Source organism: Spiribacter sp. 2438 (assembly GCF_009676705.1).
Taxonomy (GTDB): domain Bacteria; phylum Pseudomonadota; class Gammaproteobacteria; order Nitrococcales; family Nitrococcaceae; genus Spiribacter.
In genome coordinates, this window is sequence record NZ_CP046046.1 from 1229647 (window position 1) to 1249260 (window position 19614).

At 63.2% G+C, this 19614-nt stretch carries 22 protein-coding genes, 3 tRNA genes and 1 riboswitch; of the genes, 12 read left to right on the plus strand and 13 right to left on the minus strand.

Going from position 1 to position 19614, the window contains the following annotated elements; genetic code table 11:
* Window positions 1-88: 88 nt before the first annotated feature.
* A riboswitch (glycine riboswitch) is annotated at window positions 89-176 on the minus strand.
* Between the two features lie 60 nt (window positions 177-236).
* From ppk2 to GJ672_RS06120, 3 genes are all read right to left on the minus strand, one after another.
* Window positions 237-1214, minus strand: a complete 978-nt coding sequence (ppk2, locus tag GJ672_RS06110; protein ID WP_154296368.1) for a polyphosphate kinase 2 — start codon at window positions 1212-1214, stop codon at window positions 237-239.
* Between the two features lie 567 nt (window positions 1215-1781).
* Window positions 1782-1872: transfer RNA gene (locus GJ672_RS06115), tRNA-Ser, on the minus strand.
* A 36-nt stretch (window positions 1873-1908) separates the two neighbouring features.
* A complete protein-coding gene (locus tag GJ672_RS06120; RefSeq protein ID WP_154296369.1) occupies window positions 1909-2241 on the minus strand; it encodes a DUF1820 family protein in 333 nt (110 codons plus the stop codon).
* A 43-nt stretch (window positions 2242-2284) separates the two neighbouring features.
* On the opposite strand from GJ672_RS06120, the gene GJ672_RS06125 reads away from it, so the two are divergent.
* The 3 genes from GJ672_RS06125 to fsa are packed head-to-tail and all read left to right on the plus strand — an operon-like array spanning window position 2285 to window position 3899.
* Window positions 2285-2878, plus strand: a complete 594-nt coding sequence (locus tag GJ672_RS06125) for a hypothetical protein (protein WP_154296370.1) — start codon at window positions 2285-2287, stop codon at window positions 2876-2878.
* A 10-nt stretch (window positions 2879-2888) separates the two neighbouring features.
* On the plus strand, window positions 2889-3245 hold the full coding sequence (locus GJ672_RS06130; RefSeq protein ID WP_154296371.1) for a histidine triad nucleotide-binding protein: 357 nt from the start codon (window positions 2889-2891) through the stop codon (window positions 3243-3245).
* The gene (gene fsa / locus GJ672_RS06135) at window positions 3246-3899 is read left to right on the plus strand and encodes a fructose-6-phosphate aldolase (protein ID WP_154296372.1); all 654 of its coding nucleotides are present in this window, start codon (window positions 3246-3248) and stop codon (window positions 3897-3899) included. It begins immediately after the preceding gene.
* On the opposite strand, the gene GJ672_RS06140 is transcribed toward fsa, so the two are convergent.
* A complete protein-coding gene (locus GJ672_RS06140) occupies window positions 3888-4808 on the minus strand; it encodes a LysR family transcriptional regulator (protein WP_195759464.1) in 921 nt (306 codons plus the stop codon). The two genes, fsa and GJ672_RS06140, sit on opposite strands and share 12 nt — an antisense overlap.
* Before the next feature lie 93 nt (window positions 4809-4901).
* On the opposite strand from GJ672_RS06140, the gene wrbA reads away from it, so the two are divergent.
* Window positions 4902-5501: an NAD(P)H:quinone oxidoreductase gene (gene wrbA, locus GJ672_RS06145; protein ID WP_154296374.1), complete on the plus strand. Its 600-nt coding sequence runs from the start codon at window positions 4902-4904 to the stop codon at window positions 5499-5501.
* Window positions 5502-5526: 25 nt separating this feature from the next.
* Here the strand turns inward: wrbA and GJ672_RS06150 are convergent, their stop codons facing one another.
* Window positions 5527-6075 (minus strand): DUF427 domain-containing protein, encoded by a 549-nt coding sequence (locus tag GJ672_RS06150; protein WP_154296375.1) that lies wholly within the window; start codon window positions 6073-6075, stop codon window positions 5527-5529.
* Window positions 6076-6541: 466 nt separating this feature from the next.
* Window positions 6542-6618: transfer RNA gene (locus GJ672_RS06155), tRNA-Arg, on the minus strand.
* A 97-nt stretch (window positions 6619-6715) separates the two neighbouring features.
* Here GJ672_RS06155 and GJ672_RS06160 point away from each other — a divergent pair.
* The 3 genes from GJ672_RS06160 (at window position 6716) to GJ672_RS06170 (ending at window position 9680) form a co-directional block, all read left to right on the plus strand.
* Window positions 6716-7387 carry a DUF1007 family protein gene (locus GJ672_RS06160; RefSeq protein WP_195759465.1) on the plus strand — a complete coding sequence of 224 codons (672 nt, stop codon included), beginning with the start codon at window positions 6716-6718 and terminating at the stop codon, window positions 7385-7387.
* Entirely contained in the window at window positions 7378-8307 is a 930-nt protein-coding gene (locus GJ672_RS06165) for a nickel/cobalt transporter (protein ID WP_154296377.1), read from the plus strand. The genes GJ672_RS06160 and GJ672_RS06165 overlap by 10 nt, the downstream gene beginning before the upstream one ends.
* 80 nt (window positions 8308-8387) lie before the next feature.
* Window positions 8388-9680 (plus strand): NCS2 family permease, encoded by a 1293-nt coding sequence (locus GJ672_RS06170; RefSeq protein ID WP_154296378.1) that lies wholly within the window; start codon window positions 8388-8390, stop codon window positions 9678-9680.
* A 9-nt stretch (window positions 9681-9689) separates the two neighbouring features.
* Here GJ672_RS06170 and GJ672_RS06175 read toward each other — a convergent pair whose 3' ends face one another.
* Genes GJ672_RS06175 through GJ672_RS06190 form a run of 4 tightly spaced genes read right to left on the minus strand, consistent with a single transcriptional unit; the run spans window position 9690 to window position 13451 of the window.
* Window positions 9690-10793, minus strand: coding sequence for a metal ABC transporter permease (locus GJ672_RS06175; protein WP_229381824.1), 1104 nt, complete (start codon window positions 10791-10793; stop codon window positions 9690-9692).
* Window positions 10790-11743: a metal ABC transporter permease gene (locus GJ672_RS06180; protein WP_154296380.1), complete on the minus strand. Its 954-nt coding sequence runs from the start codon at window positions 11741-11743 to the stop codon at window positions 10790-10792. Before GJ672_RS06180 ends, GJ672_RS06175 begins: the two co-directional genes overlap by 4 nt.
* Window positions 11740-12495, minus strand: a complete 756-nt coding sequence (locus GJ672_RS06185) for a metal ABC transporter ATP-binding protein (RefSeq protein WP_154296381.1) — start codon at window positions 12493-12495, stop codon at window positions 11740-11742. The genes GJ672_RS06180 and GJ672_RS06185 overlap by 4 nt, the downstream gene beginning before the upstream one ends.
* Window positions 12471-13451: a metal ABC transporter solute-binding protein, Zn/Mn family gene (locus GJ672_RS06190; protein WP_154296382.1), complete on the minus strand. Its 981-nt coding sequence runs from the start codon at window positions 13449-13451 to the stop codon at window positions 12471-12473. The genes GJ672_RS06185 and GJ672_RS06190 overlap by 25 nt, the downstream gene beginning before the upstream one ends.
* Window positions 13452-13555: 104 nt before the next feature.
* Here GJ672_RS06190 and mntR point away from each other — a divergent pair, with 104 nt between their 5' ends.
* The 4 genes from mntR to GJ672_RS06210 all read left to right on the plus strand — a co-directional run bounded on the left by mntR (window position 13556) and on the right by GJ672_RS06210 (window position 16230).
* The gene (gene mntR / locus GJ672_RS06195; protein WP_154296383.1) at window positions 13556-13993 is read left to right on the plus strand and encodes a manganese-binding transcriptional regulator MntR; all 438 of its coding nucleotides are present in this window, start codon (window positions 13556-13558) and stop codon (window positions 13991-13993) included.
* Window positions 13990-14469: a DUF411 domain-containing protein gene (locus GJ672_RS06200; protein ID WP_229381825.1), complete on the plus strand. Its 480-nt coding sequence runs from the start codon at window positions 13990-13992 to the stop codon at window positions 14467-14469. The genes mntR and GJ672_RS06200 overlap by 4 nt, the downstream gene beginning before the upstream one ends.
* A gap of 80 nt (window positions 14470-14549) precedes the next feature.
* On the plus strand, window positions 14550-15395 hold the full coding sequence (locus GJ672_RS06205; RefSeq protein WP_229381826.1) for a 2-oxoglutarate and iron-dependent oxygenase domain-containing protein: 846 nt from the start codon (window positions 14550-14552) through the stop codon (window positions 15393-15395).
* A gap of 97 nt (window positions 15396-15492) precedes the next feature.
* Window positions 15493-16230 carry a hypothetical protein gene (locus tag GJ672_RS06210; RefSeq protein WP_229381827.1) on the plus strand — a complete coding sequence of 246 codons (738 nt, stop codon included), beginning with the start codon at window positions 15493-15495 and terminating at the stop codon, window positions 16228-16230.
* Between the two features lie 74 nt (window positions 16231-16304).
* On the opposite strand, the gene GJ672_RS06215 is transcribed toward GJ672_RS06210, so the two are convergent.
* A tRNA-Ser gene (locus GJ672_RS06215) sits at window positions 16305-16394 on the minus strand.
* A gap of 99 nt (window positions 16395-16493) precedes the next feature.
* On the opposite strand from GJ672_RS06215, the gene GJ672_RS06220 reads away from it, so the two are divergent.
* The gene (locus GJ672_RS06220; RefSeq protein ID WP_154296386.1) at window positions 16494-17423 is read left to right on the plus strand and encodes an HAD-IIA family hydrolase; all 930 of its coding nucleotides are present in this window, start codon (window positions 16494-16496) and stop codon (window positions 17421-17423) included.
* Here the strand turns inward: GJ672_RS06220 and GJ672_RS06225 are convergent.
* Window positions 17414-18487, minus strand: a complete 1074-nt coding sequence (locus tag GJ672_RS06225; RefSeq protein WP_154296387.1) for a proline racemase family protein — start codon at window positions 18485-18487, stop codon at window positions 17414-17416. The genes GJ672_RS06220 and GJ672_RS06225 overlap by 10 nt on opposite strands.
* The gene (locus GJ672_RS06230) at window positions 18474-19589 is read right to left on the minus strand and encodes an alcohol dehydrogenase family protein (RefSeq protein WP_154296388.1); all 1116 of its coding nucleotides are present in this window, start codon (window positions 19587-19589) and stop codon (window positions 18474-18476) included. The genes GJ672_RS06225 and GJ672_RS06230 overlap by 14 nt, the downstream gene beginning before the upstream one ends.
* Between the last annotated feature and the right edge of the window lie 25 nt (window positions 19590-19614).

Consider the following 19614-nt stretch of genomic DNA (forward strand, 5'->3'; position numbering starts at 1 on the left):
GCAAGGTTCCCCCGCCAGTCACTGGCGGGCATGGTCCCCTCTGTCGCGAAGTCCCGGCGCGGTGGCCGGAGCCATGCTTCAGATTGTCAAACCCGACGCGGTCCTTTTGCCTGAGAGATTCCGGGGGGTTGCTCCTTCGGCGCCAGCATTACGCTGATCTCTCCCGCGTAGGCGAACACTTGGATTGTGGAGGCATCGCTGCCGGTGTGCAAGGGCGATGCCCGGTCACCTGGACTTCATTCCCCCGAGCTCGCCCCCATGACGTGATCCAGCTCCACGCCGGACAGCACCACATGGCTGGCCCGCCCCACAATCAGCGGGTCCGGACGGCCGACAATGCGGGGGTCCTTGTCTGGATAGTCGATGGTGGAGAGAAAATGCTTCATGCACTCCAGCCGAGCCCGCTTCTTGTCCTTGGACTTGATCACTGTCCATGGCGCATCGGCGGTGTCGGTGTAGAAGAACATGGCTTCCTTGGCCTGGGTGTACTCGTCCCACTTGCCCAGGCTCTCCTTATCGATGGGAGAGAGCTTCCAGCGTTTCAGGGGATCGGTTTCCCGTGAACTGAACCGGCGGCGCTGCTCCTCGGGAGTGACGGAAAACCAGTACTTGTAGAACCGGATACCGGAACGGACCAGCATGCGCTCGAACTCCGGCGCCTGGCGCATGAACTCGAGGTAGTCCGTTGGCGTACAGAAACCCATGACCCGCTCGACACCGGCGCGGTTGTACCAGGAGCGGTCATAGAAGACCATTTCGCCAAGGGTCGGCAGGTGCTCAATATAACGCTGGAAATACCACTGCCCCAGCTCTTTTTCGGACGGTTTGTTGAGCGCCACCACCCGGGCAAATCGCGGGTTGAGATGCTCGTTGAACCGCTTGATGGTGCCGCCCTTGCCCGCGGCATCGCGCCCCTCGAAAAGAAACACAAACCGCTCACCGGTCTCGATGGCCCATTTCTGCACCTTCAGCAGTTCCGCCTGCAGGAGCGCCTTCTCGGCCTCATAGCTCTTACGCGCCATCTTGTAGCGATAGGGATAGCGTTCCGACTCGAAGAAGCGGCGAATCTCATCGGCCGTCAACGTGTCGGGATCAGGCCGCCAGGCGTAGTTCTTGGGCGCTTTTTTCAGGCGTGGACCCGGATCGGATTCCGGTGCTTCCGCCAGCGCCTTCATGGCGTCAACGGCTCGTGGCGCAGGGGCTCGGCTGGACATGATTTTCTCCAAATTCGGGGCAAACGCCCACTCCACCACCTTACCCGGTTGCTCGGGGCGACCCTTGATGTCGATCAAATCGGGGGGAGTTCGCGCCCACAACCCAGCTGATCAGCTCGAACCCGTCATCTGTTCGTACCGAGGGTTCGAACCCCTACATGCTTCAACCAATAAAAAAGGGGCCGATGGCCCCTCTTTCATTGGTTGGCGGAGAGGGAGGGATTGATTCGGCCCTACGGGCCTCACCCTTCGGGCGCGTCGCTGCGCTCCGCGTCCCAATCGCCATCCGGCGATTGGTCGAACCCGTCATCTGTTCGTACCGAGGGTTCGAACCCCGGCATGCTTCAACCAATAAAAAAGGGGCCGATGGCCCCTCTTTCATTGGTTGGCGGAGAGGGAGGGATTGATTCGGCCCTACGGGCCTCACCCTTCGGGCGCGTCGCTGCGCTCCGCGTCCCAATCGCCATCCGGCGATTGGTCGAACCCGTCATCTGTTCGTACCGAGGGTTCGAACCCCGGCATGCTTCAACCAATAAAAAAGGGGCCGATGGCCCCTCTTTCATTGGTTGGCGGAGAGGGAGGGATTCGAACCCTCGGTACGGGGTTACCGTACACGCGCTTTCCAGGCGCGCTCCTTCGACCGCTCGGACACCTCTCCAGAAGACGCGTAGCCTAATCCACCGGCATCAGCCGATCAATCATTGCCTTTGCCCGGGCTGTAGACCGGCATCGGGAAGGGCGTGACATTGCCATCGGTGTCGGAAATTCGGGCCGGGCCTTCCTTTTCCACCTCGTCAATGCGAACGATGGCGTGCATGGGAATGTAGGTACGCCGGACGCCGGCGAACTCGCTCTTGAGCTTTTCCTCGGCGGGGTCCACCACGACCTGTGTGCGCTCGCCAAAGGTGAGCTCCTCGACCTCGACAAAGCCCAGCAGCCCGCCATCGGAGACTCCGCGGGCATAGATTTCGTAGATCTTCCCCTGACTGTGAAAGACCACCCGATAAATTCGCTCGGCCGACGACATGGCGACTCCATTGAAAAGGCATGGCTGAACCGCGCAGATTAACATGCTGACCCCGCCGGCACACGGCTGCCTCGACCGGGGTGGCCGGCCCGTTGATAATGGATGGCCATCTTTCAATGACCAGTACGGGGTGATTATGCACGCCTGGGAAGGCCAGAATTTCACTGATGTGGCGTTGCTGCCGCAGCGCCGGGATCCACGCCGATTCCAGCTGGGCTGTGCCACCACCAACGGGCAACATCTGGTCCTGCAGTGGTTTCGCAACATGCCGGAAATCACTCAGTGGCTTCGTCGCATGGAGCCCCAGCGATGGGGCTTGCGGGGGGCCGACCTGATCGCCATTAAACCATCACTGGAAGCCGTGCTGACCGAGGTGGATGTCCACGGTTTGAGCGAGACCAGCCGGCAGGCGCACAACGCCGCCGCCGAGCCCCATTATTCGTTGGTCTGGTGGGGGGACTTCACCACGTTTGCGGCGGGCGGTGACACCTGGTCACGGCAGTTTCTGGAAAATAGCGGAATCACCCCGGTCAGTGACGCTGACAATCAGGCGGCCAAGGAACTCCACGAGGCGCTGCGTGCCCGGGCCGAGGCCGAGAACCAGATCTGGCTTGCGCGCCAGGCATCGTCCTCGTAGTCTCAAACCCATGAACAAGCCCTGCCTTTTCTGCGAAATCGTCGCCGGTCGGATCGATGCCGACATCGTCTATCAGGATGATCAGGTCACGGCGTTCCACGACATTCACCCTCAGGCGCCGGTGCATGTGCTGGTGATCCCGAACCGGCATATCCCCACCATGCTCGATCTTGAGCCGGAGGATGCGCCGCTGATCGGTCACATGCACGTCACCGCGAAACACCTGGCCCATGAGCTGGGAATCGCCGATAACGGCTACCGGAGTATTTTTAATTGCGGGACGGCAGCGGGGCAGACCGTTTGGCACATCCATCTGCACATCATGGGGGGCCGCAGCATGGGTTGGCCGCCCTGGCCGGGGAACTGAATGAAATTCTTCGTTGATACCGCCATGGCGGATGACATCCGCGAGCTCAATGACTACGGACTGCTGGATGGCGTGACCACCAATCCGTCTCTGGTCGCCAAATCCGGTCGCGACTTTAAGGAAGTCGTGGGCGAGATTTGCCGGATTGTGGACGGGCCAGTATCCGCGGAAGTCGCCGCCCTGGATTTCGACGGCATGATGGCCGAAGCCCGGGTCCTGGCGGCGATTGCCGACAATGTGGTGATTAAGCTGCCGCTGACGCTGGATGGCCTGAAGGCCTGTCGACGGCTGCGGGCGGACGGCGTCCACGTCAACGTCACCCTCTGCTTCGCCGCCAATCAGGCCCTGCTGGCTGCCAAGGCCGGGGCCAGCTACATTTCGCCTTTCCTGGGTCGGCTGGATGACATCAACCTCGACGGCATGGAGCTCATTCGAGACATCCGCGCGATTTACGACAACTACGGCTTTGAAACCGAGATACTCGCCGCCTCGATCCGTACCGCCAATCATGTCAAGGAAGCCGCCATCGCCGGCGCGGATGTGGCCACCATCCCGCCAGCGGTGATCCGCGGCCTGGCCAGCCACGTCCTGACCGACAAAGGCCTGGATCAGTTTGTCAAAGACTGGCAGGCGACGGGGCAGTCAATCCTCTAGGTCACCAAGCAGTTCGCTGACCACCGTCTGCCGCAACCAGCGGTGCATGGCATCGGCGTGGTGACGCGCGTGCCAATAAAGGTACATGGGAAACCCGCCGGCGCGCAGCTCATCGGGCAATGGTCGGCGGACGATTCCCCCGTGCTGGCTCAGGCGGCGGGCCATGCGGTGTGGCAGCGAGAAAATGACGTCGCTGTCGAGGCAAGCGTCCGGGACGTTAAAAAAACTTGAGAGCCGCACCATGACCCGGCGTGAGCGCCCCAGACGCCGCAGCTGATCATCCATCAATGCCGGTCCCTCGCCGGTGATTGAGACGATGCCGTGGTTGGCGTCCAGAAACCGGCTCAGGGTCATTTCGCCACTGGCCAGCGGGTGCTTTGCGCTCATCAGGCATTCGGACCAGGTCCGGTCGATCACCCGGCGGTGAAATTGATCGGCGTTGCGCCGGGGCTCCAGTCCGCTGATCGCGAGATGCAGCTGGCCCCGGGCAAGCCGCGTGAAAAAATCACCCGGGTGCGAATAGATCTCCAGGTCCATGCCGGGGGCATCGCGGCGCACCACCGAAACCATATCGCCCAGATAAATGCTCGCCTCCAGATCCAGGCAGCCCAATCGAATGGAACCACTGGCCCGGGCAGGATCAAAACTCGTGGCCGACACCAGCTGATGGATCTCCCCGAGGACGCGATCCAGTGGCTCCTGCAGGTGCATGGCCCGATCGGTGAGGGAAAGCCCGTCGGGACCCCGCACCAGCAAAGGATCATCAAAAACCTCGCGCAGGCGCTTCAGTGAGCGACTGACCGCTGGCTGGCTCATGCCCAGCTGCTCTGCCGCCCGGCTGACATGCTGGGCAGCCAGTAGGGCCCGGAGTATCACCAGCAAGTTGAGATCCAGAGCTCGGAGATCCACTTGGCGCATGCCCGTGATGTTAATTATTTATTTTACGCATCAAAAGACCCTAGCCTATGCTGACCGCTGATATCTACGAAAAGGAGCAATGGCATGGCAAATATTCTCGTTCTCTATTACTCGATGTATGGCCACATGGAGACCATGGCCCATCGCGTGGCCGATGGCGCCCGGGCGGTCGAAGGCACGACGGTTACCGTCAAGCGGGTACCGGAGACCATGGACGACCAGGCCTTCGAAGCAGCCGGTGGGAAGGCCGATCAGGAAGCCCCCGTGGCCCGACCGGACGAACTGGCCGATTACGATGCGATAATTTTTGGCACTCCGACGCGTTTCGGGAATATGTGCGGCCAGATGCGGACGTTCCTGGATCAGACAGGGGGTCTGTGGGCCAGCGGCGCTCTCGCCGGCAAAGTCGCCAGCGTGTTCACTTCCACGGGCACCCGGGGCGGCGAGGAGCAGACCATTACCTCAACCTGGTTGACGCTGGCCCATCACGGGATGGTGCTGGTACCCCTGGGTTATACCAATCCGGTGCAGTTTGATATCTCGAAGGTGAGCGGTGGCAATCCGTACGGTGCTGCCACCATCGCGGGTGCGGATGGCTCCCGCCAGCCCGATGACCGCGAGCTGGAAATCGCCCGCCACCAGGGCGAGCGTGTGGCGCAGATCACCCGCAAACTCCACGGCTAGGCGATTGATCCAGGCCGGGCCCGGCCTACCAGTGACCGGTGCCCGGCTCCCCTTTCCAGGGGCCGACCAGTTCCGGGGTAACCCAGCCGCCGTAATACCGACCCGACTGGGCTTCGACTGGCTGGCCATCCACGACACAATCCAGTTTTTCGGGGTAGCAGGAAAACCAGCCGGCAATCGCTTCGGCGCCGCTCAGTGGTGAACGGTAAGTCCAGACCGCCGCTTCGATGACGCCATCCGCACACACCACATCAAAGTAATTGGCTTCGCCTTTCCACTCGCAAAAAGTGCGATGCTCTGAAGGACGGAGTCGGTGGGAATGAAAAGCTTCCGGAGGCAGATAAAACGCCGGCGGGCTGCCCGTTTCCAGCGCCCGAATGGAATGGGAGCTGTGAGCCAGCTGTTCACCACTGGCCCACACCACCACCGGGCGTGAATCAGGGACATAAGCCGGTGGCCGGGGGTAATCCCAAACCGATTCCTGCTGCGGCCCCGGCACTACGGCAAAGTCGGGGCGGGACTGACCCCGGTAGGACCAGGCCGCCCGGCGGGCGTCGAGATCTCGATCGCTCATGGCAACCCTCGCCGGCTTTTTAATAGATGGCGCGCCCGGGAGGATTAGCTCGGCCCTCCGGGCCTCGTGCTCTCGCGCTGCGCGCTCGGGTCGAACCCCTATTCGCTTGTTGGGGGTTCGAACCCTCCTCCGGGTATCTATTAAAAAACCGGCTTGCAGCCGGCTTTTTAATAGATGGCGCGCCCGGGAGGATTAGCTCGGCCCTCCGGGCCTCGTGCTCTCGCGCTGCGCGCTCGGGTCGAACCCCTATTCGCTTGTTGGGGGTTCGAACCCTCCTCCGGGTATCTATTAAAAACCGGCTTGCAGTACTTTTAATAGATGGCGCGCCCGGAGGATTAGCTCGGCCCTCCGGGCCTCGTGCTCTCGCGCTGCGCGCTCGGGTCGAACCCCTATTCGCTTGTTGGGGGTTCGAACCCTCCTCCGGGTATCTATTAAAAAACCGGCTTGCAGCCGGCTTTTTAATAGATGGCGCGCCCGGGAGGATTCGAACCCCCAACCTCCTGATCCGTAGTCAGGTGCTCTATCCAGTTGAGCTACAGGCGCTTTGCGAGGAGCGCGAATTATGGGGGCTTTGTAGATGGTGGTCAAGCGGATACCCTGTCCACAGCAACATCCCCAACCGCGTGCGGAATTGATGGACATGGAGAAATTGTTATATTATTACACTAGAAATTTCGCACTGGGCCTCGCTCTGGGAATCAGCGTGTTGGCGGGTCAGGCCGCTGCTCATCCCCATGGCTGGATCGACGTACGAGTCAACGTGGTCGTCGACGACGAAGAGCGTCTGGTGGCCTTCGAGCAGCAGTGGAAAATGGATCCGTTCTACAGCATCGCTCTGATTGAAGAACTCGAGCTGCTGGCTCCGGACAACCGCGATGAGGCGCTGGCCCTGATGGCCGAAGAAATGAAGATCAACCTGGCGCCGGAAGACTTCTTTACGGAAATCCGAATCGATGATGAATCGATGGCCTTCGACGCAGTGGAAACCTACCGACTCACGGCGACCGACTCCGAAGTGACCCTGCATTTCACCCTGCCTCTGGCCTCGCCACCGGTCATCACCGGCCAACCCGTGGTCTACAAAATCTTCGAGCCCACCTATTTTCTCGAGATGCTCCACGACGCCGATCGCGACGGGCCACTTCCCGACTCCCTGACCGTGCAGGGCCCTCTGGAGTGTGAGACGGATATCGAGGCCGCCGACCCGGATCCGAAACTCGTCATGGAGGCCGCCCGAATCCCGATTGATGAAGAGGCCGAGTACGGCCTGGGACGTCACTTTGCCGAGACGGTGACCATTCAATGCCGATAGCCGGGCGACGCGTTCTTATCGGGCTGCTCGGGGTCGGGGCCATCGCCCTTCTCGCCCTGGCTCTCCAGCCGGCTTTCCAGTCCCTCACGGTTCAGATTCTCCAATGGCAGCGCGCCCTGCATCGGCTGCTGACCACCGCGATTATGGAGTTCTCCGCCCTGTCCACGGCGGCGACCTGGGGTTGGCTGCTGGGAGTGAGTTTTGCCTACGGCGTTTTCCATGCCGCCGGGCCGGGGCACGGCAAAGCGGTGATCACCACCTACCTGCTCTCCCATGACAGCGCCAGCCAACGGTCGGCCCTGCTGCTCTCCCTGGCGTCATCGCTGGCACAGGGGCTGACGGCCATCACGCTGGTCAGCGTGCTGGTAATCGGGCTTGGCTGGGTGACCCGGGAAGCCATGGGCAGTGTTTATTGGGTAGAGCAGGCCAGTTTTGCCGTGGTCACGCTTCTCGGGGTCTGGTTGTGTTTCCGCGCTATTGGCCGCCTCCGCAAGCCCGGTCATGGCGGATGCTGTGGCGGACACCATGGACATCACGGGGCGCTCCGGCCCCCGGCGGACTGGCGCACGGCCCTGGGCATCGTCGCTGGCGTCGGCATCCGGCCCTGCACCGGCGCCGTTCTGCTGCTCGGGGCCGCGGTGCTCCTTGGTGAGTTCTTGGTGGGGATCGCCGCGGTGGTGGTGATGTCTCTGGGCACGGCCCTCACGGTGTCGGCGCTGGCGCTTATCAGCGTCCATGCCCGGGAGTGGGCTCAGCGCTGGAGCGGCGCGGCCACCGGTGGTGTGGTCCGCCTGGGCGGATGGGCCGCGCTGGTGGGCGGAGCAATCATCGTCATGATCGGCGCGTCGCTGCTCATGGCCAGCGGCACGGAGCCGGTGACCAGCCCGCTGCTGAACAACCCGGGGGTTCGTTTACGCTAAAAGCCCGATCCCGTATCCGCTGAATCCGCGCCCCCACCTGCGCTATGCTTTTTCACTTCTGAAAATTTGGGGGCAGAAAAATGCTTGAACGCTATTTCGGACTGGCGGAAACCGGCACCAACCTGCGACAGGAGGTTCTGGCCGGTCTCACCACCTTTCTCACCATGGCCTATATCGTCGTGGTTAACCCGAGCATCCTCTCCGACGCCGGCATGGAATGGGGAGCGGTTTTCGTGGCGACCTGCCTGGCGGCGGCACTGGGCTGCCTCATCATGGGGTTGTATGCCAACTACCCGTTTGGCCTGGCTCCCGGCATGGGTTTGAATGCCTACTTCACCTACGGCGTGGTGCTCGGCATGGGCATTGCATGGCCGACGGCACTCGGGGCGGTGTTCGTCTCAGGCATCCTATTTTTGATCATCTCGCTGTTGCCCATCCGCGAATGGATCATTAATGCCATTCCCCTTTCCCTGAAAATGGCGATCTCGGCAGGGATCGGTTTTTTCCTGGCCATTATCGCGCTGAAGAACGCCGGAGTCGTGGTGGAGAGCCAGGCCACCCTGGTGACCCTGGGCGATCTGTCAGCTCCACCGACCCTGCTCGCGTTGCTCGGCTTTTTCATCATGATCGGACTCAGCCACCACCGGATTCCGGGGGCCGTGCTCATCGGCATTATTGCGGTCAGCTTGATTGGCGTGCCTTTTGGCGTCGCCGAGTTCGACGGCGTGGTGTCGCTGCCGCCGGATCCGAGCGCCACTTTCCTGGCCATGGACATCGTCGGAGCACTTGAGCTGGGGCTCATCACCGTGGTGCTGGTGTTCCTGTTCATCGACCTGTTTGACAGTTCCGGCACGCTGGTGGGCCTGTCTCACCGCGCCGGATTCCTGGACAGTGAAGGGCGGCTCGGTCGCCTGCGCAGCGCCCTGGTGGCCGACTCCGGCGCCACCATCGGCGGCGCGGCGCTGGGCACCTCCACTACCACCACCTACATTGAGAGTGCGGCGGGCGTGAACGCTGGCGGTCGGACGGGCCTCACCGCGGTGGTGATTGCGGCGATGTTCCTGGTGTCCCTGTTTTTCCTGCCCGTGGTCAGCGCCATCCCGGCCTATGCCACCGCCCCCGCCCTGCTGTTTGTCGCGTGCATGATGGCCCGCGGCCTGGCCGAGCTTCAGTGGGATGACATCACCGACACGGCACCGGCGGTGGTGACGGCCATCGCCATGCCGCTCACCTTTTCCATTGCCGACGGCATGGGTCTCGGTTTCATCACTTACGTGGCTGGCAAGACCCTGGCGGGTCGAGCTCGCGAGGTTCATGTCGCCGTGTGGGTGATAGCGGTGCTGTTCGCCCTGCGATTCCTGTTCATCCATTGACCCGGACGGCTAACGGCGGGCGAAGAGGTCTCTCGCGGCCGCTTCGCCCGCCGGCCGCAGAATCAGCAGCGCGCCGCGCTGCTCCACCAGATCCTGGCCGATGGCGTGCTCGATGACGCGATCGGCATGGGACTCTGGCCAGCTGAGATGACCCACCAGCGCGGCCCGGGTATTCTCCTGGGGCATGCGGCGGGTGCCCTGATGACTGAGCAGATGCGCCAGCATCACTCGACAGTCATGCCGAAGCGTCTCCTGCCGGCGTTGAAGCGCCTGAACCAGTAAGCCCTGCCGCGGGCTGAACAACAGCGCCAGGGCAAACCAGACACCGGTCATGGTGGCCATCATCCCCGCAATGGACACATCCCAGAAAACCGCCAGTGCATACCCCACGGGACAGGCCAGCGCCCCCAGCACCACCGCCAGCAGCGTCATCAGCCAGACCCGCTGGGTGAGCAGATACGCCGTCGCCGGGGGGACGATCACGAAGGCAATGAACAGAATCGCCCCGACCGCGTCGAAGGCGGCCACCGCGGTAATGCTGGTCAGGGTCATGAGCGCGTAATAAAGGGCCGTCGGGAACAGCCCCAGCGACGCCGCCAGCGCCGGATCAAATACCGCCAGCTTGAGCCGATGCCAGAAGGCGACCACAAACAGCAGGTTGGCCAACAGCACCAGACCCAGCGTCAGGGTCGAAACCGGGATCTCGAAGCCCGCGATCGGCCGGGTGTTCAGCCAGACAAAGCCAATTTCCCCCAGCAGAATGGTGTCCACGTGAATGTGAACCTGTCGGGCATAAAGGGAGATCAGGAGCACCCCCGCGGCAAATAGCGCCGGGAAGACCAGACCAATGGCCGCGTCCATGCGTACCAGCCGGGACTGGGCGATCCACTGGGTCAGCACGACGGTAAGCACTCCGGCCAGTGCCGCGCCAATCACGGGAATCGGTCCGCTGAGTTGCCGGGTCACCAGCCAGACCAGAATGATCCCGAACACAATGGAATGGCTGATGGCATCGGAGAGCATGGCGCTACCGCGCAGGACCAGAAAAGTGCCCAGCAGGGCCGCGGAGGCCGCTGCCAGCATGCCGGTGATCAGGATGCTCGCGGTGATCACCGTTTCAGCCCCCGAACCGGCACATGCCGGCGCCGGAGATCCGCGCTCGATCGGGATTCGCGGGTCAGCGTCCGTGACAGACGTCGGCGAGCCCGCCATCGCCAGATGACGCCGCGCCCCGGCGCCAGCGTCAACGACACCAGCACAATGGCGGAAATCAGCAGAACCACCACCGGGCCGGTGGCCAGGCCGCGCCCCGTGGCGCTGATCAGCGCGCCACTTCCACCCGCCAGCGCCCCCAGGAAGCCGGCGAGAACCACCATGCCCGCCAGTGACCCGACCCACTGACGGGCAGCCGCGGCGGGAGCGATGAGCATGGCCACCATCAGGATGACGCCCACCAGCTGCAGGCCGACCACCACCGCCACCGCGACGATCAGGGTCAGGGCAGACTGCAGGACCATTACCGGCAACCCCGCCGCCCGGGCCGACTCCGGATCGAAGGTCACCAGCTTGAATTCTTTCCACAACAGCAGAACCACCGCTGCAATCAGGACGCCGGCCACCGCCATCAGCTGAATGTCCCCGCGGGTAATGGCGGCGGCCTGGCCAAACAGAAAAGTGCTGAGCCCGGCGGCACCGGCATCACCCCGGGACTGGATCACCGTGAGCAGAACCGTACCGATGGCGAAATAGACGCTGAGCGCGATCCCCAGGGCCGCGTCGGTCTTGAGCCGGGTGCAGCGGGTGATCACCAGCACGGTACCCGCCGCCAGTCCGCCGGTGACCAGCGCTCCGGCCAGCAACAGGCCAAGGTGGCGATCACCGGCGATCAGAAAGCCGAGGCAGACCCCGGGGAGCGCGGCGTGGCTGAGGGTATCGCCCAGGAGGCTCTGTTGACGCAGCACCGCGAAGCTACCGAGCACCCCGCTGATCGCGCCCAGCAGCGCGGCCCCGATGACCACCAGCTGAACCACCCGGCTTCCCAGCAGTTCTGCAAGCAGGCTCATGGCGTCAAACGACGTCCATAAGTGGCCCGAAGGTTGTCTTCGGTAAAAACGCTTTTCAGCGGCCCCTGTGCCACCACCTGGACATTGACCATGATCAGCCAGTCGAAATGGGCCTCGACGTTGGTCAGGTCGTGATGGACAACAATGAGGGTCTTGCCGCGGTCACGAAGCCGTTTGAGCAGATCCAGAATGATCCCTTCGGTGGTGATGTCCACACCCGCGGTTGGCTCATCGAGGATCATGAGGGGCGCGTCCTGAACCAGCGAGCGTGCGATGAACACCCGCTGCTGCTGCCCACCGGAGAGCTCGCTGATCTGACGGTGGGCCAGGTCCGCCATCTCCACTTCGTTCAGGGCTGCCATGGCACGCGCCCGGTGGTCGCGCCCCGGCCGCCGGAACCATCCTATTTCGCCGTAGAGCCCCATTTCCACCACATCCACCGCCGTCGTTGGAAAATCCCAATCGACACTGTGGCGCTGGGGTGCATAGGCAATCTGTCGGCGCATCTCCTTTACCGGTCGCCCGAAAAAACGGACATGGCCTGCCACGGGGCGCAGCAGGCCAAGTACCGATTTCAACAGCGTGGATTTACCGGCACCATTGGGGCCAATAACGGCCGCCATCACCCCCGGTGGCACGTCCACATCGATATCCCAGAGGACCGGGGCTTGACCGTAGGTCACGGTCAAGTCCTCGACGTGCAGTGCCAGGCCGGGTTCGTGGGTCGTTACTTGTTCCAGGTTTGCGCCCATCCCTCGAGTTCAGACGGCCACTCGGCCACGGTGCCACCCAGTGCATGGGTGATCTGCTCGGTGTTGGAGCGGATCATGCCGATATAAGTGCCTTCGGCGGTGTCGGCGTCACCCAGGGCATCGGAATAGAGTTCGCCACCGATGCGGACGTCATGACCCATGGAATTGGCCTCCGCCACCATGGACTCGATGGTACGCGGGTTGATGGTGGTTTCGACAAACACCGCGGGCACCTGGTTGTCGACGACGAACCGGGCCACGGAGCGGATATCGCCAATGCTGGCCTCGCCCTCGGTGCTGATCCCCTCAATGGCCTCGCTGGCGGTGATGTTGTAGGCATCGCCATAGTAATAGAACGCATCGTGAGCCGTGACCAGCATACGCTGCGACTCGGGAATCGAGCCGATGGACGCTTCCACCCATTCGTGCAGAGCGGAGAGCTCGGCCTGATAGGCGACCACGTTGGCTTCGAGATCGTCCAGGCAGCCGGGCCGCTGCTCCGCAATCGCGTCAGCGATCACCGGGGCAATCTGACTCCAGCGCGCCACGTCCATCCAGAGATGAGGATCAATCACGCCGGGTTCTTCTTCCAGCAACTCGCCTTGATCATAAGTGGCGTCGACGAGACTCACCGTGGGGATCCGCCGGGAGAAATTCTCCAGCACCCTAGCCATGCGCTCTTCCAGGGCCGGGTGAACGTAGAAAATGAGCTCAGCGGACTCGAGGGCCCGCACCGCCCGGGGGGTTGCTTCGTAGTAGTGAGGATCGGTTCCTGGCCCCAGCAGCACGTCAACCTCGGCGCAATCGCCGGCCACCTGCTGGGCGACATCGCCGATCATGCCCACGGTGGCCAGTACCTGCAGTGGCGCTTGGTCCTGGGCGGCAACGCCACCACTGACGGTCAGCCCCACCGCCAGCGACGTTGTAGCCGCCAGTTTTGCAATCGAATGCGTCATTCGCTTGCTCCTTGCTCGTGGATAGTTAGCACAACCTAACTCCGTTTTTTTATACTGACAATACTGGCTTGGCAACCCTGACCGGACGCTTTAGGCTTGCACTGATGGTGGAGCGAAAAGTCCCGCTGCCCGATACCGAGACCCATGCGGCGCAACATGCCTCGGTGCGACGTGCCCACGAGACCGAACTGGTCGAGGATTACGTTGAGCTGATCGGCGAGCTGCTGGATAACCTGGGTGAAGCGCGGTCGGTGGATATCGCCAATCGAATGGGCGTCAGCAAGGCCACTGTCGCCAACATGGTCAAGCGTCTCGGCGAGCAGGGACTGGTCGAGGCCGAGCCCTACCGATCCCTGTTTCTCACCGACGCCGGCTGGCGGATGGCGCGGCAATCCCGCACCCGTCACGCGGTGGTGTTCGAGTTCCTCCGGGCCATGGGCGTCAGCGAAAGCACGGCCCGAATCGACGCCGAAGGCATTGAGCATCATGTCAGCGAGGAAACGCTGGCATTGATGCGTGAATACATCAGGAGCATCCGATGACCAAAACAACGGCCTTCTCCCGAGTTACCCCCTCCCGTGTTGCCACCATGGCCCTGGGCACCCTACTGCTCAGCGGGACGGTCTCCGGCCTCGATTTGGATATTCAGGTTGCCAGCACCCCGACCTGTGGCTGCTGTGGGGCATGGATTGAGCACCTCGAGGACGAGGGCTTCAATGTCACGGCCTACCAGGTGGACCATGCCCAGCTGAACGACATCAAGGCGGGCCTCGGAATCACACCGGGACTGGCGTCCTGTCACACCGCCGTGATCGGGGATTACTTCATCGAGGGGCATGTGCACGCCAACGAAATTCGTGCGCTGGTCGGCGAAGGCCCGGACGCAAGAGGATTGACGGTACCCGGCATGCCCATTGGCTCCCCGGGCATGGAGATGGGCGACCAGCGGGATGCTTACGAGACGTTGCTCGTTACCCATGACGGCGAAACCGTGGTCTTCGAGACCCACAACCAGTAGCAGCCGGCTGCGGTGCCTCATTGATTCCTGATATCGACTTCCCGCGACTGCAAGCGAGCGAACCGGACACGCTCCGGGCCATGTCTGAGGCGGCCCGCGAGGTCGGTTTTCTGACTTTAAGAAATACCCCGATCAGCGCCGCTCAACAGACCGAGGTGCTGGACACCTACCGCCGGTTTTTCCATCAGCCTGCCGCCGTCAAGGCCGAAGTGGACATGGCCATCACCGGTGCCAACCGGGGCTGGGGATCGTCCGGGTCGGAACAGGTGGATCCGGCCGCCAACCCTGACTACAAGGAAGTCTTTGACTGCGGCATCCCGCTGGACCCCAGCGATCCCCTCTCAGAGCTACCGGTTTATGCACCCAACCGGTGGCCGGCAGACCCGCCGGAATTTCGCCCGGTGATCGAGGACTACTTCCGGCAGGCCCGGGCTGTTGCCATGGCAGTGCTGCGGGGAGTCGCCGAAGGTATTGGCCGCGACCGGGAGGCATTTGCCGACCAATTTGCCCGCCCCATGGCGCTGTTACGGGGCAACTACTACCCGCCCCGCCCGGCCTGGGCCGGTGCCGACGATTACGGCATCGCCGCCCACACCGACTATGGCTGCCTCACACTGCTGGCCAGTGACGGCAGCGCTGGGCTCGAGGTCCAGCGGCGGGATGGCGCCTGGCAGGACGTGGAAGCGGGACCCGGCGTCTTTGTCATCAACTTCGGGGAAATGCTCGAGATGTGGAGCGCCGGTGCGGTCAAGGCAACCCCCCACCGGGTGATCGGTGGCGCTGAGGAGCGGCTATCCGTGCCGTTGTTTTTCAATCCCGATTACAACGCGAATGTCGCGCCACCGGGATCCGCTCGGCCCATTAGCGCCGGAGCGCATCTCAGCCACCGCTACGCTGAGACGTATCTTCACCTGTCCCGGCATTGATGCGGAGCCTTGCATGTTGTCGGACCCCCGCATCACCGGAATGTTACGGCTCCTGAAAGCAATCACACGACCACCCGCCGGTTTTCGACGTATCGCCATGGCCCTCTTGCTGGGCGCACTGACCCACCTGCTGTTCGCCGCCGGGGTTCTCGCAATGATGATTGCCATGTTTCACGGCATGAGCCAGACCTTTGGCCAGGTCCCGTCGCCCGGATCCTGGGCGGTCAACGCCCTGCTAATCATCCAGTTTCCCCTGGTCCACTCGCTACTCCTGACACCCCGAGGCACGCGGTGGCTTGCCCGGATGGTGCCCGGCCCGCACGGCAGGACCCTCACCACCACCACCTACGCGTTGATCGCTGCCGTCCAGCTACTCCTGCTTTTCACCCTCTGGACTCCTTCGGGTATCGTTTGGTGGCAGTCCGAGGGAGTCGCCTTCTGGATGCTGTGCGGCGCCTACGCGCTTGCCTGGCTCATGCTCACCAAGGCGAGCTTTGACGCCGGCGTGGAAGTCCAGTCGGGCGCTTTAGGCTGGATGTCGATGCTCGCTGCCACCAAACCACGCTTCCCGGATATGCCAACCCTCGGCTTATTCCGCGTCATCCGTCAGCCAATCTACGTTGCCTTTGCACTGACACTCTGGACCGTGCCCGTTTGGACTCCGGATCAGCTGATGCTGGCAGTGAGTTTCACCGCCTATTGCCTGCTGGCGCCGAAGCTCAAGGAACGCCGTTTTCTGAAACGCTATGGTGAGCGGTTCCGTCGGTACCAGTCCGCCGTGCCGTACGCTTTGCCGACACCCGGATCTTTTATCTGGCGGAGAGGGAGGGATTGATTCGGCCCTCCGGGCCTCACCCTTCGGGCACGGTCAGATACAAAAACGGGCCCTAAAGGGCCCGCTTTCGTATCTGGCGGAGAGGGAGGGATTCGAACCCCCGGAGCCCGTTAGGACTCACCGCATTTCGAGTGCGGCGCTTTCGACCACTCAGCCACCTCTCCTGTGGCGCGAAGTGTACAACATCCCGCAACAGGCAGGAAAACGTCTTCTGCCAACACGTTATAATCGTGGATTACCTTGCTGTTACATGGATTCCGCCCATGACGAATCAGAGCTGCGCAACCCAAACCCTCGCCAATGCCCCCAGGGGCTTCACCGCCTACGAAGCCATTCGCGAGCGGCTGCCAGAGCCGGTGCGACAGGGCGAGGCACGCCGGGCCGCCCATCTCGAAGCCATTGCCGATGCCTTTGACACGGTTCTGCTGGATGCCTATGGCGTGCTCAACCGCGGCCAGCAGGCGATCCCGGGGGTGCCCGAACGGGTCCGGCGGCTGCAGGCCGCAGGCAAGCGGGTGATGGTGGTGTCCAATGTGGCCGGTTTTGCTCATCGAACGTTGATGGAGCGTTATCAGCGGCTGGGATATGCCTTTGCGCCGGATGATGTCATAACCAGCCGAAAGTCCCTGGTTCGGCAGCTGGAGGCCGAGGCGCCCCGTCACTGGGGCATGATTGCGGCGGCGCATTTCGGGCCGGACGAATTCCCGCCGCTGGACTACCGGATGATCGCCGATGAGCTTGCCGATTATGAGCGGGCCGAAGGCTTCCTGATGGTGGGCGCTTCGGAGTGGACCACGGACCGACAGGCCCGTCTCGTTGAAACCCTGCGGTCCAATCCGCGACCGCTGTACATCGCCAACCCGGATCTGCTGGCGCCCCAGGAGGGCGGTTATTCCACTGAGCCAGGCACCTATGGCCACGAGATCATGGACCGAACCGCGGTCACGCCGATTTTTTGCGGCAAGCCCTACCCCGGCATCTTCCAGTTGGCGCTGGAGCAACTGGGATCAGCGCTGGATCGGGATCGCACCCTGATGGTGGGGGATACCCTGCACACCGACATTCTCGGGGGTCAGGCCGCCGGGCTGCAGACCGCTCTGGTCACCACCACGGGTGTCCTGGCGGACATGGACATTGATGCCGCCATCGCCACCTCCGGCATCGCCCCGGACTGGGTGCTGGATCAGGCCTGACTCGACGGGAGTGTCCGGTCACCGTCGCGTAACCAGTCCAGGGACAGATCCGACATCAGGGCACTATCAGCGGGGAGCGCCAGGGTCATTTTTGCCACCACCCGGGGCTCGCCGCTCACGCGGGTGCGAATGCTGGCGCAGTCGCCAACCGTGCCCTTGCTCACCACGGACCCTTCAAAGGTCGTGCCCGCCGGGCTGGTATTGCGCAGGGTAGCGCCCACATCCGCCCGGCCCTGCCGACTGAGCCGTGCCAGCCGGGCCACGGTGCCGGTGCCGGTGGGGCAACCCCAGAGCACGCCGGGGTGCCCATAGGTACCACCCACCGCCATCCAGCGGCCCGGCGCCTCTTCGCGCTCCGGCCACATCCAGTGAAGAAACCGCGGCAGGCCGACGTCACCCAGATGGGGGTGTCGCAGATCGAAGTCCGCCTGCACCGCTTCAATCACCCGGGCTGCCAGGGCCAGCGCCTCGGCATCGCCGGCCCGCTCCGGCAGAAGGCCCACGGAATCGGCATCCACCATGACATAGTGCCCGCCGCTCCAGACCAGGTCGTAGGCCACCGTGCCAATGTCCGGTAACTCCACCGTGGCGTCGGCGCGATGAACGAAGGTTTCATCGCCTTCGACACTCACGGCCATCACCCGCCCCGCTTTCAGGGTGACGTTGGCATCCACCCGCCCGCCGGGGGTTTCCAGCCGCACGCACTGAACGCCATTGTCGATCTCCCGGGGGATACGCCCGCTTTCCAGCAGAGCGCAGGCCGTGGCCATGGTGTTGGAGCCGGAGAAAAACGGATAGCCCATCACCTCCATGATCACGAAACCCGCCTGGGCCTCGGGGTGGACGGGCGGTGTCAGCAGATCCACGCAAAATGCCGGCAGGCCGTAGGGGGGCTCGATCAATAGCCGCCGCAGGCCATCCCCCTCGCCGCTCAGCCACTCCATGCGCTCGCGCACGCTCGGCCCCGGCGGCAGCGGCACACCCTCGAAAACCACCCGATGGATGTCGCTGCCAACGGCCACGTCCATCCATTGCAGTTCGGCCACCGCGTCAGGGCCGGACATGGGGCGCTCCGACGGACTCCCAGTGTCGGTCGGGCACCACAACCAGCTTGCCGACGTAATCCTTGTTCATGAAATCCGTTTGCGCCTGATGGAAATCCGACAGCCGATGGGTGGCATGCAGCAGGGGCCGAATTCGGCCGGCCAGCACATGACCCAGCAGCCGCTGGAAGTCGCTGCGACGGCCCTGGGATGAACCATGCAGCTGGAGCTGCTTGAGGTACATGGTCCGCAGATCCAGGTCCACCACGGGGCCGGCGATGGCGCCGGCGGTGGTGTAGCGGCCCTCGGGCCGGAGAATGCGCAGCAGATCATTGAAATGCGGCCCGGCCACCAGATCCGCCACCACATCAATGGGCTCACCGCCGGTGGCCTGATCCACCGCGGTCAACCAATCCTCGCTGGCCCGGTCCACCACCGCTTCGGCGCCAATGGCTTTCAGCGCCTCCGCCTTGTCCGACCGGGTCACGGCATAGGGAATCGCGCCCCGGGCCCGGCAGAGCTGGACGATCCCTGAACCCACTCCGCCGGAGGCGCCGGTGACCAGCACCCGCTCGCCGGTCTGGACGCCGGCGCGCTCGAGCATGTGCTCGCCGGTGAGATAGGCACAGCAGAACGTCGCCAGTTCGGCATCACTCAAGGGGGTATCCACGGCATGGGCATTCTCCGCCGGCACGCACTGATACTCGGCATAACCGCCGTCGCGTCCGTGACCGATATAGTCGATGTCCGCCAGGCTGTCGTCATCGCGGTTGTAGAGGCTGAAATCCACCACCACCCGCTCACCGATCCGCGCCTCGGACACCCCCTCGCCCACCGCCACAATCACACCAACACTGTCGGTGCCCTGAATGCGGGGGAACGTGAGCGTGGAGCGCCCCCGTCGCCAGGTGGACACCGCTTCGGGATCGGTCTCACTGCCATACGCCCCCTCTCGGACCCAGACATCGGTGTTGTTCATGCCGCAGGCATGCACCTCCAGAAGCACCTCGCCCGGCGCCGGCCGGGGCACTGGCACATTGCTGCGGTATTCAAGGGCGTCCAGCCCCCCATGGCGGGTGAGCAGAACCGCGGACATTAAATCGGGGATGGCAGGGGTGCTCATGGTCTCTCGTCGGTCACTTTTATCG

Excerpts from the sequence above, each read along its gene's own strand:
- ppk2 (WP_154296368.1), bottom strand. The coding sequence starts at position 1,214 with ATGTCCAGCCGAGCCCCTGCGCCACGAGCCGTTGACGCCATGAAGGCG.
- GJ672_RS06120 (WP_154296369.1), bottom strand. The coding sequence starts at position 2,241 with ATGTCGTCGGCCGAGCGAATTTATCGGGTGGTCTTTCACAGTCAGGGG.
- GJ672_RS06125 (WP_154296370.1), top strand. The coding sequence starts at position 2,285 with ATGCTGACCCCGCCGGCACACGGCTGCCTCGACCGGGGTGGCCGGCCC.
- GJ672_RS06130 (WP_154296371.1), top strand. The coding sequence starts at position 2,889 with ATGAACAAGCCCTGCCTTTTCTGCGAAATCGTCGCCGGTCGGATCGAT.
- fsa (WP_154296372.1), top strand. The coding sequence starts at position 3,246 with ATGAAATTCTTCGTTGATACCGCCATGGCGGATGACATCCGCGAGCTC.
- wrbA (WP_154296374.1), top strand. The coding sequence starts at position 4,902 with ATGGCAAATATTCTCGTTCTCTATTACTCGATGTATGGCCACATGGAG.
- GJ672_RS06150 (WP_154296375.1), bottom strand. The coding sequence starts at position 6,075 with ATGAGCGATCGAGATCTCGACGCCCGCCGGGCGGCCTGGTCCTACCGG.
- GJ672_RS06160 (WP_195759465.1), top strand. The coding sequence starts at position 6,716 with ATGGAGAAATTGTTATATTATTACACTAGAAATTTCGCACTGGGCCTC.
- GJ672_RS06165 (WP_154296377.1), top strand. The coding sequence starts at position 7,378 with ATGCCGATAGCCGGGCGACGCGTTCTTATCGGGCTGCTCGGGGTCGGG.
- GJ672_RS06170 (WP_154296378.1), top strand. The coding sequence starts at position 8,388 with ATGCTTGAACGCTATTTCGGACTGGCGGAAACCGGCACCAACCTGCGA.
- GJ672_RS06180 (WP_154296380.1), bottom strand. The coding sequence starts at position 11,743 with ATGAGCCTGCTTGCAGAACTGCTGGGAAGCCGGGTGGTTCAGCTGGTG.
- GJ672_RS06185 (WP_154296381.1), bottom strand. The coding sequence starts at position 12,495 with ATGGGCGCAAACCTGGAACAAGTAACGACCCACGAACCCGGCCTGGCA.
- GJ672_RS06190 (WP_154296382.1), bottom strand. The coding sequence starts at position 13,451 with ATGACGCATTCGATTGCAAAACTGGCGGCTACAACGTCGCTGGCGGTG.
- mntR (WP_154296383.1), top strand. The coding sequence starts at position 13,556 with ATGGTGGAGCGAAAAGTCCCGCTGCCCGATACCGAGACCCATGCGGCG.
- GJ672_RS06200 (WP_229381825.1), top strand. The coding sequence starts at position 13,990 with ATGACCAAAACAACGGCCTTCTCCCGAGTTACCCCCTCCCGTGTTGCC.
- GJ672_RS06205 (WP_229381826.1), top strand. The coding sequence starts at position 14,550 with ATGTCTGAGGCGGCCCGCGAGGTCGGTTTTCTGACTTTAAGAAATACC.
- GJ672_RS06210 (WP_229381827.1), top strand. The coding sequence starts at position 15,493 with ATGGCCCTCTTGCTGGGCGCACTGACCCACCTGCTGTTCGCCGCCGGG.
- GJ672_RS06220 (WP_154296386.1), top strand. The coding sequence starts at position 16,494 with ATGACGAATCAGAGCTGCGCAACCCAAACCCTCGCCAATGCCCCCAGG.
- GJ672_RS06225 (WP_154296387.1), bottom strand. The coding sequence starts at position 18,487 with ATGTCCGGCCCTGACGCGGTGGCCGAACTGCAATGGATGGACGTGGCC.
- GJ672_RS06230 (WP_154296388.1), bottom strand. The coding sequence starts at position 19,589 with ATGAGCACCCCTGCCATCCCCGATTTAATGTCCGCGGTTCTGCTCACC.